Origin of the sequence: Burkholderia sp. 9777_1386 (genome assembly GCF_015712265.1) — a bacterium.
GTDB classification, from domain to species: Bacteria; Pseudomonadota; Gammaproteobacteria; order Burkholderiales; family Burkholderiaceae; genus Burkholderia; species Burkholderia cenocepacia.
Map to the genome: position 1 here is coordinate 1 of NZ_JACCQB010000094.1, position 11,694 is coordinate 11,694.

An 11,694-nucleotide genomic window follows, 5' to 3' on the forward strand; every position below is an offset into this window, starting at 1 on the left:
CCGCACGCCTGCCCCGGCGCCACCGTCGAGCGCCGCCGCCCCCACCGACCCCGCGCGCGACGCGCTGCTGAACCTGATCGACACGCGGCTCGCGCGGATCGCCGACGCCGCCCGTCAAGCCACACCGAAGGAGCCTGCCCCTCATGCGCGTACCTGAACCACCGGCCGCCTCGATCGCCGCCGCCGCGCTTGCGACCGCCGTCGCGCTGGCCGGCTGTGCGACGTCGTCGATCGATCTGGCGCCGGCGGCGCCCGACCGCCCGTGGCAGCCGCAAACGTCGGCCGCGGGCGACATCGTGGCGGCGCCACCGCGCGCATCCACGCAAGGTGCACACGACTACACGCTGCCTGCGTCGCCGGCGCTCGCGTCGGTGTCGGCGCCGGCCGCGCTCGATGCCGCGCACGCGTACACGCTGCCCGAGCTGATCGATCTCGCCGAATCGGCGAACCCGCTGACCCGCATCGCCTGGAACGACGCGCGCAACGCGGCGCTCGCGGTCGGCCTCGCCAAGTCCGCCTATCTGCCGCGCCTGTCCGCGACGGCAATGGGCGCGTACCAGGCGAACCACGGCTCGACGTCGACGATCCTCGGCGATTCGTCGAGCAACACCACCGTGCACGGCACGATTTCGGCGCTGTCGCTGCAATGGCTGCTGTTCGATTTCGGCGGCCGCGCGGCGCGCGTCGAAGCGGCCGAACAGGCATCGATCGCGTCGAACGTCGCGTTCACGGCCGTGCACCAGCAGGTGATCCACGACGTGACCGTCTCGTACTACCGCTACGAAGCCGCCCGCGCGCGCGCGCTGAGCGCGCAACAGGGCCTCGCGAACGCGGACGCGATCCTCGCGGCGTCCCGCGCGCGGCTCAAGCACGGCGTCGGCACGGTCGTCGAGCTCGCGCAGGCGACGCAGAACCGCGCGCAGGCGAACCTCGCGCTCGTGCAGGCGAACGGCGCCGAGAGCGACGGCTACCTCGCGCTCGTCTCCGCGCTCGGCATCTCGCCGCTGTCGAAGCCGACGATCGCCGCGCTGCCGAAGCGGCCGCTGCCGCCCGCGCTCGGCTCGTCGGTCGACGCGATCGTGTCGGACGCGATCGCACGCCGGCCCGACCTGCAGGGCGCGTTCGCGGTCGAAAAGGCCAATCGCGCGAAGATCAAGGCCGCGGAAGCCGCGTTCATGCCGAAGATCTTCCTGTCCGCGTCGACGTCGTATGCGAGCGGCGGCACGGCCATCTCCGCGCTGCCCGCGATCGGCGACCAGGCGCCGACCGTCAACCTGAACGGCAGCCGCTACGGCGGCGGCGTGTTCCTCGGCGTGACGATTCCGCTGTACGACGGCGGCCTGCGCTCGGCCGTGCTGATGCAGGCGCGCAACGACGCGCAAAGCGCGTCCGCGCGCCTCACGCGGACCAAGGAGGAAGCGGTGCGCCAGGTCGTCGCCGCGCAGAACGCGGTGCAGACGAGCCTGGCGTCGCACGACGCCGCGAAGGCGCTCGTCGATGCCGCGCAAACCAGCTACGACGCGGCGCTGACCGCGTACCGGAACGGCGTCGGCTCGGTCACCGACGCGACGATCGCGCAAAGCCAGTTGCTCGCCGCGCGCAACGCGGAAGTCGACAGCTATGCCGGCGCATTGTCGGCCGCCGCCGCGCTCGCGCTCGCGACGGGCACGATCGGCGCGGCGCAGTAGCGCCGCCGCCATGCGGTTGACGCAGGCGCGCGCCGCCCACTAGAATGCCGCCCATTCTTCCTTCAGGAACCATCGTGGACAGTTGCAGCACTCCGTTGCGTGCGCCGCTTGCCGCCTGAACGCCTGTCCGCCGCAGTTCTCCTGCCACGGCTCGCGTTCCGCGAGCCGCACGCTCACCCCGTTTCACACTGAATGACGCATTCGCGCGGTACAGTACCGCGCGATGACGGCTATCGCCGCGTCGCGTTCGGCCTTGCGCCGCGGCGACGCGCGCCGGCATGCGCTTCTTGCACGGCAGGACAACCATGACTTTCGATTTCGCACTCCGTCTTTTCACCGCGTTCGCCTGCGGCGTCGCCATCGGCCTCGAGCGCCAGATGCGCCAGCGCACGGCCGGCCTGCGCACCATCACGCTCGTCGCGAGCGGCGCATGCCTGTTCGTCACGCTCGGCGTGCTGACCGGCAACGGCGTCGCAGGCGTCACGCAGATCGCCGCGTACGTCGTGTCGGGCGTCGGCTTTCTCGGCGGCGGCGTGATCATGCGCGACAAGGGTTCGATCCAGGGCATCAACACGGCCGCGACGCTGTGGTGCTCGGCCGCCGTCGGCGTGCTGGCCGGCTCCGGTCACTACGTGCCCGCGCTCGCCGGCACGGGTGTCGTGCTGCTCACCAATACGGTGCTGCGCGGCGTCAGCCAGGCCATCAACGCGACGCCCGTCTCCAACGCCGACCTCGTGCGCGAATACCAGATCACCGTGATTTGCCTCGCCGCCGACGAAGTGCACATCCGCACGCTGCTGTCGAACGCGATGTATGCGAAGCCGCTGTCGTTCCAGAGCCTCACGAGCGAGGACGTGCCCGACCAGCCGGACCGGCTGAAGGTGACCGCGACGCTGAAGCTGCATCCGAAGGATCAGCAGAAGCTCGAGCAGATCGCGAGCCGGATGAGCATGGAGAAAAGCATTTCCAGCGTGAGCTGGACCGCGAAGGAAGCGGAGCCGATGATGGAGTGAGCCGCGTGGCGGCCGCCGCATCCGGCGCCGCCGTCGCGTTGCGTCAGGGTGCTTCGATGAGCCCGGCCGAGATCGCCTTGACGACCGCCTGGACCTTGTTGGTCGCGCCGAGCTTCTCGAGGATGTTGTTCACGTGGAAGTTGACCGTCCGCTCCGAGATGCTGAGGATCTGGCCGATTTCGCACGCGGTCTTGCCCTCGGCCGTCCAGCACAGCACCTCGCGCTCGCGCGCGGTCAGCGTGACGCCCGCCGCCGGCGACAACTTCGGCACCATGAAGCGGCTCATCAGCGAATGCGACAGGTTTGCGAGCCAGTTGGTCTGCAGCGTCAGCATGTTGATCTCGGCCGGCGTCAGCCGGTCGGCATGGCGGGCGATGCTCAGCAGCCCGAACGCGCCGCGCGCCGCCCAGCTCGACTGCGCGACGCCCACCGACAATCCGAAATCGCGCGCGTCCTGCCACAGCGGGCACGGGTCGATCCGGTCGACGTCCGGCCACACGATCATGTTGGTGCTGAGCGCGCCGTCACGAACCGTCGAATCGATCTCGATGTAGTTCTGCGCCTGGTAGTGCGCCATCCAGCCGTCCGGATAGGTATCGAAGATGGCGACGGCCGGCTTCGAAACGGGCAGCGGTACGCGAATGCCGTAACAGCAGTATTCGAATCCGAGCCGCTTGGAATAGGCGGCGATCCGCTGGAAGAGCTGCTGCTCGTCCTCCGCGGCGCTGAATTGTTGGTAGGCATCCTGCCAGCGCAGTTCCATTCTTTCTCCGACAACGTCACGCTGTCATACTTGTCAGGTTTCAGTACCCGTTCGAGGCTGATACATTCCGCGCATGACTTCACCCTTGCTGCACCCTGTCCCCGGCCCGTCCCCGGACGGCTACGTACGCCTGTCAGAAGGCGCACTGGCCGCACTCGTGCTCGACCATGTCGCGAGCGGCCTCGATCCGTCGCTGCTGGCCGAACTGCGCGACAACGCGATCGACACCCGCCTCGCCGGCTATACCGAATGGCATCGCACGGCCGGTGCCGGCGTCGCCTACGTGACGGTCGGCTGGGACTGGTACCTCGAACGCGCGACGGGCACGTTCGTGATCGCGGGCGGCGACGTTCGCAGCAACGTGATGGCCATCGACGCCAAGGGCGCCGACATCGGCATGTTGCGCACGGCCGCCGCGCTCGCCGCACGACTCGCCGCCCTCGACTGGCCCGCCGCGGTCGCGTCGGCCCTGCTCGGGCACAACGACGCCTATCATGCCGGTCCGACGCTCCAGTGACAACCGGCCGCGCATTCCTCTGACGATTTTGCAAGACTGGCGCTCTTTATAAGCAAAAGCGGCGCGGTTTTCAATCCCGTTGATCAAGAAACCGTTACCACGTCCCGAATGGCGTCTTTACGCCGTCACCCTGTAAGAGTTACCAGTTACAGGCTCCTCGTGCCGCGCGCTGTAATGCACGCATACAAAAGCACAGATCCGAGGACATCCATGCAGACCTTCGTTCACGAGGAAGGGCGGTTGCCACACGAACTCGCGGCGGATCTCGGGCGCTATCGGCGCCGCGTGTTCGTCGAGCAGCTCGGTTGGGCGCTCCCGTCGGCGAACGAAAGTTTCGAGCGTGACCAGTTCGATCGCGACGATACCGTCTACGTGTTCGCGCGAAACGCCGACGGCGACATGTGCGGATGTGCGCGCCTGCTGCCGACGACGCGCCCGTATCTGCTGAAGTCGCTGTTCGCCGACTTGGTCGCCGAGGACATGCCGCTGCCGCAATCGGCCGCCGTCTGGGAATTGTCGCGATTCGCGGCGACCGACGACGAAGGCGGCCCGGGCAACGCCGAATGGGCCGTGCGGCCGATGCTCGCGGCCGTCGTCGAATGCGCGGCGCAGCTCGGGGCGCGGCAGTTGATCGGCGTGACGTTCGCGAGCATGGAGCGCCTGTTCCGCCGGATCGGCATACACGCGCACCGCGCAGGCCCGCCGAAGCAGGTAGATGGGCGTCTGGTGGTCGCGTGCTGGATCGACATCGATCCGCAAACGTTTGCTGCGCTAGGAATCGAGCCGGGGCAGGCCGCCCGGCAAGCTATCGCCGCCTGAGCCGGAACGCGCGTTTCCGTCCGGGGCGGCATCGTAACGAAGGAGAACCAACGTGGACCAGTCTCAGGTCTTTCGCGCGATGATGCCCGGGTTGACGAGCGCCAGCGGCGCCCGCGTCACGGTCGCCTATCCGTCGTTTCCCAGGCCGTTGCCGCTCGTGCGGCTCGACCGCCGCGGGCTCGTGTTTCGTGCCGCCGGCGCCGCACCGCTCGTGTGCGGGCTGCCGCGCCCGGCAACCCTGCTGGTCGCGGACGAGCCGCTGTGCTCGCTGCGCCTCGTGATCCGCGACATCGCCGCGACCGGCGACGGCCGCCACGACCTGACGATGCAGCCGTCCGGCGCCGCCGGTGACGAATTGCTGTGGCACGCGTTGCGCGATCGCGAGCCGTACCGGCGAATTCGGCACCCGCTCGCGCCGGTCGATCTGCCCGTTCCCATCGACGGCGAACCGCATGCGGCGGCCGGCGAAACCGCTGCGCGCCCGTCGCGCAGCGCGGCTTTCCGCCTGCCCTGCCACAGCGACGCGCTGTTCTTCGCGGACTGGCTCGAATATCACTTCGATGAACTGCGCGCATTGTCGCAACAGCACGGGCCGCAACTGCAGCTCAATCAGCTCGAACGACAGGTTGACGATGACGAGGTCGGCGTGCGTTTCGTCTACGACATCGACGGGCATGCGACGCGACACGCATTGACCGACTGCGCGCGCGAGGCATGTGCATGGATCGAGACGGAGATGCGCAGCAAATACGCGCTGCCCGTCGCGCAAGAGCGGTTTGGCGCGTTTGCCGCGCATGCGCGGGCCGGCGGCATGTGAATGCGGCCGTGCCGCGGGCCGCCACCAGGCGGGTTGCGCGGCGGCAAGTTGTGCAGATACAACGAGCGCTTGCAAACGTCCGGGTTTTCCCTTAAATTTACGTCTGTCTCCTCCATGTCTCCAAACATGGATTCAGCCCGCTCCAGCAGCGGGCTTTTTTATTGCCTGAACAGTTTGCGGGGCCACATCACCTCCTGCGCGCGACTAGCCCGCCGGACCCAAGGTGGCCGGGCGTAGCCAGTAGTAACGCACCGCAAATATCAGCGCGACCGTGACGACCAGGATCAGCAGCAGGTACAACCAGCCCTTTCTGGTCGTCGGCAGGTCCGTCAGGGCGCCGACTTCGCCCGTCAGCGCCGCCAACGCGACCATCGCCAGGCCGGCCAGCACCAACGTCCCCTTTGCCACCCATCCGAACGCGGCCTCCAGCCCGGCTGCCCATCGCGACTGGCGGTAAGGTCCGGCAACCGGCCGGCGCAGATCGGGCTTACCCATTCGTCAGTTCCCTACCGGCATGCGCGTGCCCGCACGTCGTGCGGCAAGCGCCGCCGATCGCATGAATGCGAAGGTCTTGTTGATGGGTAGCCGCTGCGATGCGGAGTGCGCACACTCGATCGAAATGCGTCATGTTTTCTTTCGCGAGACGAGGCTCAGCACAATTCGATTCGTTTGGCCGGGCCGAATCGATATCGTTCGATACAGCCAGTATCGCCCGAAACACGATCCGCTCGCCTCGCCCAATCGCGATCGACCGGCTTATCATTGACCGGCCAGCCACTTCCCGTCGAGGTCATCTTGCACGCCCATCTGCGCATTGCCCGCCCGGTCAACAACCTCGCCCGCACCGAACGCATGTATCGCGACGGCCTCGATCTGTCGGTACTGGCGCGCTTCGACGATCACGACGGCTTTTCCGGCGTAATGCTCGGCCGCGAAGGCCTCGACTATCACTTCGAGTTCACACACTGCCCCGACCATCCGATCGCGCCGTCGCCGACGCCCGAGGATTTGATCGTGTTCTACCTGCCCGATCGGCCGAAATGGGAAGCCGCCTGCGAGCGCGCGACCGCACACGGCTTCATGCCCGTGACGTCGTTCAATCCGTACTGGGAAATTTCCGGCCAGACCTTCGAGGATGCAGACGGTTACCGGATCGTGTTGCAGAACGGTACGTGGCGCTGATGGGCTGACGTGCGTGAGCCGTTACACGGCGGGGTGGTTGCCGCCGGTGGTAGCACATCCGCACTCGCCGGTCGCCAACGATGCAGCGTCAGACGTTCGATATCGATTCGATGGCGTGATCGTTACGGGAGTACGGAAGGACGACTGTGGACTCAATGCAGATGACGCCACAAGCGCGGCACTGGAACGCATGAGGGGAAGGAAGTCGCGATCGTCGCTTGTACCAGCGACGATCGGAAGAATTGCTGACGAGAAACGAGCGCTAGCGCCGCCCGCTCGGGTTACTCGTTCTCCTCGAAGTAATGCCCGAACTTCGTCTGCTTCGTGCGGATATAACGCTCGTTTTCCTCGCGCACGGGCACCGCAAGCGCCACGCGTTCGCAGACGGGAATGCCATGCTTCACGAGCGTGTCGAATTTCTTCGGATTGTTGCTCATCAGCCGCACCGACGTCACACCGAGGATGCGCAGGATCGCAGCGGCCGAGTCGTACTCGCGGGCGTCGTCGGGCAGGCCGAGATCGAGGTTCGCCTCGACGGTGTCGCGCCCCTGCTCCTGCAACGCATACGCGCGGATCTTGTTGCTCAGACCGATGCCGCGGCCTTCATGGCCGCGCAGATACAGCAGCACGCCGCGGTCTTCGGCCGCGATGTAACGCAATGCGAGATCGAGTTGCTCGCCGCAGTCGCAGCGGTACGAGCCGAACACGTCACCGGTCAGGCATTCGGAATGCAGCCGGGTCAGCACGGACTGCTCGCCCGTCACGTCGCCCATCACGAGCGCGAGATGTTCGGCATCGCTGCCCGATACGCGAAACGCGTATGACGTGAACGTACCGTAGCGCGTAGGCAGCGACGCCGTGGCGACGAGCGTCACGCACTCGTCGGCCTGGCCATTGCCCGGCGTGGGCGATTGGGGACGCGAAGACATCATGAATTCAATCGAAACGTTCAGGAATGTAGGAGTTGTGTGGATGGTGCGTGACGGGAGTTTACCGCTAATCTGGAAACGTCACGCGACTGCCGCCGCCCGCCCGGCTATACTGGGCTCACCGGGTGACGCGCATCACGCCCCGCCTGCCCTGCATCGACCTGCACACGGAGAAAGCGAATGAGCACGACTGTCGCGCAAATTCTCAAGGCCAAGCCGGATTCGGGCCGCACCATCTACACCGTCACGAAGAGCGACTTCGTCTACGACGCCATCAAGCTGATGGCCGAAAAGGGCATTGGCGCGCTGCTGGTCGTCGACGGCGACGACATCGCGGGCATCGTCACCGAGCGCGACTACGCGCGCAAGGTCGTCCTGCAGGACCGCTCGTCGAAAGCCACCCGCGTCGAGGAAATCATGACGGCAAAGGTGCGCTACGTCGAACCGTCACAATCCACCGACGAGTGCATGGCGCTGATGACCGAGCACCGGATGCGCCACCTGCCCGTGCTCGACGGCGGCAAGCTGGTCGGTCTCATCTCGATCGGCGACCTCGTGAAGAGCGTGATCGCCGATCAGCAGTTCACGATCAGCCAGCTCGAACACTATATCCACGGCACGCCCACCGTCACGTCCGCCTGATCCGGCCCAGCAAAAAAGGCCCAAACGCGTCAGCGTCTGGGCGGAAAGCCGCCGGCATGCGGCGACGGAGGTTCTGCTCCTGCGGGCGAACGACGCGCGCAACGGGCGCGCGTCTCGTCAATTCAGCGGTGCGCTCGGGCAGGACCGGGGACGTTCAATCAGTTACCGAAGTAGACCGAGTTCACCGGATTCGGCGCTTCCCGCGTCACGCGACGGCCGGCTTGCGCGGCCCCCGTGGCCACGGCACCGTAACCGCTCGTGTCGGCTTGCGCGAGCATCGGCTGGTTCGGCTGGATACGCTGCTCGGCGGCCTGAATGTTGCTCGGATATTGCGAATCGCTCGCCAGCGGCTTGTAGCCGTTCTGCTCGAGTTGCACGAGTTCGGCCTTGACCTGAGCGCGGGTCAACCCCTGCTCGGACTGCGCGAACGATGCAATCGGAGCGGCAAGGACGGATGCGGCGATGGCTGCGTAGATGATCGACTTCATGATTTACCTCCGGAATATGTTCTCTTTTGACGTCGCCTCGGCAGGACTGTCTGAAGCGATTGAATTCAGTGTAGTGCGCGCCATTCCAAGGGGAAACCCTTAGTTTGAATATACAGCGTTGCATTTTTGGAAAAAATCGCACACTGTTTCCAGACACGGTCGTTGCAACTTGCTTCATCTACACAACAATCGCTGACGAAAGGCCAACAGCCGGATCACCTGTCCGGAAGGTTGTGTTGTAGAATCGTAAGGTTCTATTCGCCAGTCGATATTCCATCCACCATGTACGCGCTCATGCCCCTTTCGGTTTCGCCGTCCGGCCCGGCCGGCGTGCGCGCGCGTGCCGGCCAGCCGGCACACCCCCTCGCTCGACGCACGGCCCAGGCGCCGCTCGCCCCTGCCCGGCGCCTGATCTGACCGCTCGGTCTCCACCCGGAGCCAGGTTAGACAGGCTCCGGGCGATCCTCATAGGCACGCCACGCCTGCCCCTGCCGATCATTTGGAGAACTGCCATGAAACAACGCCTTTACCAGCTGACCGAACTCGACGTCGCTCGCCTCGAAAAGCACGCCGAGCACAATCCGCGCTTCCAGACGATGCTCGACACGCTGCTCGAACGCGCCGACATCGTTCAGCCCGACGCCATCAAGGCAAACGTCGTCACGATGAACTCGCAGATCACGCTGCTCGACGAAGCGACCCAGGAACAGGCCACCTGGACGATCGTTTATCCGGACGCCGCCAACCTCGAACTCGGCCGCCTGAACGTCTTCTCGCCCGTCGGCATGGCGCTGCTGGGCACGCAACGCGGCCAGATGGTCAAGGTGATGCAGCCGAGCGGCGCCGAAAAGCTGATGAAGGTCGCCGCGATCGTGTTCCAGCCGGAAGCCAACGGCGAATACACGCGCTGAGCCGCCGGTCGACCAGCGCCGCGCGATACGGGCGCAAAACGGAAAAAGCGAGGCACCGGCCTCGCTTTTTTGCATCCGGACGATCCGGATTGCCGCCATCGCGTTCAACAGACGAAAAAAAGGCGCCCGAAGGCGCCTTTTTTGATGCTGCGAAGCGGGTTACCCCGCCCGTCACGCTTAGAAGCGGTGACGCAGACCAACCGTTGCTGCGGTTTGGTTGATCGACGAGCTCGGAGCCGTCGACAGGTCGCCGTTGTAGATCGACGCGCCGCCAGCGTTCTTCGAAGCACGTTGGTACACAGCTTGTGCGTAGACGTCCGTGCGCTTCGACAGTGCGTAGTCAGCTTGCAGACCGAACTGGTTCCAGTGTGCGCTCGAACCATCAACCTTCGCGTTCGTGTACGTGTAAGCAGCACCCAGGCCGAGAGCCGGCGTCAGGTTGTACTTTGCGTTGACTTCGTAGTTGTCAGCGCGCAGCGACGGAACGCCTGCAGCGCGGTTGTCGATACGCGATTGCGTCCATGCAGCACCGACTTGTGCCGGGCCGAATGCGTAGCCAGCAGCAGCACCGTACGTACGGACACGGCCTTGTGCAGCGATGTTCGTCGCGCCGTTGGCGTTGGTACCGTCACCCAGGTTTGCTTGCGAGTATGCTGCACCCAGCTTCAGGCCTTGGAACTGGTACGACAGGCCGCCGCTGTATGCACGGTTGTTGCCGAAGTTCTGGTTGTTCGAGAACGAGTACGTGCCGCCGAATTGCAGGCCAGCGTAGTTAGCGCTCGTGTACTTGATCGAGTTGTTCAGCGCGACATCACCGTTCGTGCTCAGGCGGTCGTTGTTCAGCGGGTGAGCGAAGTACGTGCCGCCCCACGAACCCGTTGCCGTCAGCGGCGCCAGGTAGTCTTGCGTTGCGTCGTATTGCTTACCCAGCGTGACCGTGCCGTACTGGCTCGACAGGCCGACGAATGCTTGACGGTTGAACATGCCACCGTTGTTGCCCAGACGGCCGTTACCGATGTTGAAGCCGCTTTCCAACGTGAAGATTGCCTTCAGGCCGCCACCGAGGTCTTCCGAACCACGCAGGCCGAAACGGCTCTGGTCGATACCCGAGCCCATCGACCACAGCGACTTGCTGGCGACGTTGCTTTGGTAGGTGATGCCTGCGTCCAGCACGCCGTACAGCGTGACGCTGCTTTGCGCGTGAGCGACGGTAGCGAACGATGCTGCAGCTGCTGCAACGATCAGAGTCTTGTTCATTCGTGGAGCTCCCTTCTAAAAAGAGGCAGGTCTCGCGACCTTGTTCATAAACGGTCTGCAACCGCCCGGGAGCGCCATCGGTCCTGCTGGCGGCGCCCGGATAGTTGCCCGTTTGGGAACCGTGAGTTTAGGGGTGTACCCTAGGGGAGCGATCCGCAAATAAAGAAATAAGCTTTTCCAGAACTAGAAATAATGAAAGTGGGGCCGCGTCATAAGTATTTGTTTTAACGTCTATTTTTGACTTCTTGACGACGGCTTTTTGGAGGCTTTCATCGCATCATTCTTTCATGTCATCGTCTTGACGGTTGCATAGAAACAACAAGTGGATTCGGTTCGGCACCCCGAAAACGGTAATTTTTACCCAATTCAATCTCAAATATTGGCCACCCCGCATCTAAAACGTCCGCGTCGCCCCCTAAACAGGGAGCGGCGCCTGCGCCACGGCGAGATCCGTGAGCCATCGGAAAGCAAAACAGGCGGCTCGCCCCCGCCGTGACACGCGGTAACAGCCTTAACCGCCCGCGTAACCCGGCGCGTGGGCCGGCAGGCTAATGTAAGGCGGCCTCGAATACCGAACAGGAACCGCCATGGATCGACGCTCGTTGCTGCGCGCCATCGGATTGACTGCCGCCTTCGTCGGCACCGGCTGGCTGCGCGCCGCCTCGGCC

General features: G+C 65.0%; 13 protein-coding genes. 8 read left to right on the forward strand and 5 right to left on the reverse strand.

Annotation, left to right across the window (positions count from 1 at the left end):
- The first annotated feature begins 143 nt into the window (after positions 1-143).
- Positions 144-1,688 (forward strand): TolC family protein, encoded by a 1,545-nt coding sequence (locus H0X91_RS33980; RefSeq protein ID WP_006494035.1) that lies wholly within the window; start codon positions 144-146, stop codon positions 1,686-1,688.
- 305 nt (positions 1,689-1,993) lie between these two features.
- Positions 1,994-2,701: an MgtC/SapB family protein gene (locus H0X91_RS33985; protein ID WP_006483946.1), complete on the forward strand. Its 708-nt coding sequence runs from the start codon at positions 1,994-1,996 to the stop codon at positions 2,699-2,701.
- A 43-nt stretch (positions 2,702-2,744) separates the two neighbouring features.
- Here H0X91_RS33985 and H0X91_RS33990 read toward each other — a convergent pair whose 3' ends face one another.
- Positions 2,745-3,464, reverse strand: a complete 720-nt coding sequence (locus H0X91_RS33990; RefSeq protein WP_006496918.1) for an autoinducer binding domain-containing protein — start codon at positions 3,462-3,464, stop codon at positions 2,745-2,747.
- A gap of 73 nt (positions 3,465-3,537) precedes the next feature.
- Between H0X91_RS33990 and H0X91_RS33995 the strand changes: the two genes are divergently transcribed.
- From H0X91_RS33995 to H0X91_RS34005, 3 genes are all read left to right on the forward strand, one after another.
- Positions 3,538-3,981, forward strand: a complete 444-nt coding sequence (locus H0X91_RS33995; RefSeq protein ID WP_080331336.1) for a DUF4902 domain-containing protein — start codon at positions 3,538-3,540, stop codon at positions 3,979-3,981.
- 210 nt (positions 3,982-4,191) lie between these two features.
- Positions 4,192-4,800 (forward strand): acyl-homoserine-lactone synthase, encoded by a 609-nt coding sequence (locus H0X91_RS34000; protein ID WP_006483943.1) that lies wholly within the window; start codon positions 4,192-4,194, stop codon positions 4,798-4,800.
- 52 nt (positions 4,801-4,852) lie between these two features.
- Complete coding sequence (locus H0X91_RS34005) at positions 4,853-5,617, forward strand: hypothetical protein (RefSeq protein ID WP_006483939.1); 765 nt, start codon at positions 4,853-4,855, stop codon at positions 5,615-5,617.
- Positions 5,618-5,821: 204 nt separating this feature from the next.
- On the opposite strand, the gene H0X91_RS35170 is transcribed toward H0X91_RS34005, so the two are convergent.
- Positions 5,822-6,112 carry a hypothetical protein gene (locus H0X91_RS35170; RefSeq protein ID WP_012493406.1) on the reverse strand — a complete coding sequence of 97 codons (291 nt, stop codon included), beginning with the start codon at positions 6,110-6,112 and terminating at the stop codon, positions 5,822-5,824.
- Positions 6,113-6,412: 300 nt separating this feature from the next.
- Between H0X91_RS35170 and H0X91_RS34015 the strand changes: the two genes are divergently transcribed.
- On the forward strand, positions 6,413-6,799 hold the full coding sequence (locus H0X91_RS34015) for a VOC family protein (protein WP_006483933.1): 387 nt from the start codon (positions 6,413-6,415) through the stop codon (positions 6,797-6,799).
- 281 nt (positions 6,800-7,080) lie between these two features.
- Here H0X91_RS34015 and ribA read toward each other — a convergent pair whose 3' ends face one another.
- Positions 7,081-7,731, reverse strand: a complete 651-nt coding sequence (gene ribA, locus H0X91_RS34020; RefSeq protein WP_006480964.1) for a GTP cyclohydrolase II — start codon at positions 7,729-7,731, stop codon at positions 7,081-7,083.
- A 177-nt stretch (positions 7,732-7,908) separates the two neighbouring features.
- On the opposite strand from ribA, the gene H0X91_RS34025 reads away from it, so the two are divergent.
- On the forward strand, positions 7,909-8,370 hold the full coding sequence (locus H0X91_RS34025; RefSeq protein ID WP_006486040.1) for a CBS domain-containing protein: 462 nt from the start codon (positions 7,909-7,911) through the stop codon (positions 8,368-8,370).
- Positions 8,371-8,528: 158 nt separating this feature from the next.
- Here H0X91_RS34025 and H0X91_RS34030 read toward each other — a convergent pair whose 3' ends face one another.
- Positions 8,529-8,858 carry a DUF4148 domain-containing protein gene (locus H0X91_RS34030; protein WP_006486030.1) on the reverse strand — a complete coding sequence of 110 codons (330 nt, stop codon included), beginning with the start codon at positions 8,856-8,858 and terminating at the stop codon, positions 8,529-8,531.
- Between the two features lie 512 nt (positions 8,859-9,370).
- Here H0X91_RS34030 and H0X91_RS34035 point away from each other — a divergent pair.
- Positions 9,371-9,769, forward strand: a complete 399-nt coding sequence (locus H0X91_RS34035) for a GreA/GreB family elongation factor (protein WP_006486027.1) — start codon at positions 9,371-9,373, stop codon at positions 9,767-9,769.
- A 177-nt stretch (positions 9,770-9,946) separates the two neighbouring features.
- Here H0X91_RS34035 and H0X91_RS34040 read toward each other — a convergent pair whose 3' ends face one another.
- A complete protein-coding gene (locus H0X91_RS34040; protein WP_006486033.1) occupies positions 9,947-11,026 on the reverse strand; it encodes a porin in 1,080 nt (359 codons plus the stop codon).
- Positions 11,027-11,694: the final 668 nt, after the last annotated feature.

What these genes read in the sequence shown, in the direction of transcription:
- H0X91_RS34040 (WP_006486033.1), bottom strand. Translation starts at nt 11,026, where the DNA reads ATGAACAAGACTCTGATCGTTGCAGCAGCTGCAGCATCGTTCGCTACC.
- H0X91_RS34000 (WP_006483943.1), top strand. Translation starts at nt 4,192, where the DNA reads ATGCAGACCTTCGTTCACGAGGAAGGGCGGTTGCCACACGAACTCGCG.
- H0X91_RS33980 (WP_006494035.1), top strand. Translation starts at nt 144, where the DNA reads ATGCGCGTACCTGAACCACCGGCCGCCTCGATCGCCGCCGCCGCGCTT.
- H0X91_RS33995 (WP_080331336.1), top strand. Translation starts at nt 3,538, where the DNA reads ATGACTTCACCCTTGCTGCACCCTGTCCCCGGCCCGTCCCCGGACGGC.
- H0X91_RS34035 (WP_006486027.1), top strand. Translation starts at nt 9,371, where the DNA reads ATGAAACAACGCCTTTACCAGCTGACCGAACTCGACGTCGCTCGCCTC.
- H0X91_RS34025 (WP_006486040.1), top strand. Translation starts at nt 7,909, where the DNA reads ATGAGCACGACTGTCGCGCAAATTCTCAAGGCCAAGCCGGATTCGGGC.
- H0X91_RS35170 (WP_012493406.1), bottom strand. Translation starts at nt 6,112, where the DNA reads ATGGGTAAGCCCGATCTGCGCCGGCCGGTTGCCGGACCTTACCGCCAG.
- ribA (WP_006480964.1), bottom strand. Translation starts at nt 7,731, where the DNA reads ATGATGTCTTCGCGTCCCCAATCGCCCACGCCGGGCAATGGCCAGGCC.
- H0X91_RS34030 (WP_006486030.1), bottom strand. Translation starts at nt 8,858, where the DNA reads ATGAAGTCGATCATCTACGCAGCCATCGCCGCATCCGTCCTTGCCGCT.
- H0X91_RS33985 (WP_006483946.1), top strand. Translation starts at nt 1,994, where the DNA reads ATGACTTTCGATTTCGCACTCCGTCTTTTCACCGCGTTCGCCTGCGGC.
- H0X91_RS33990 (WP_006496918.1), bottom strand. Translation starts at nt 3,464, where the DNA reads ATGGAACTGCGCTGGCAGGATGCCTACCAACAATTCAGCGCCGCGGAG.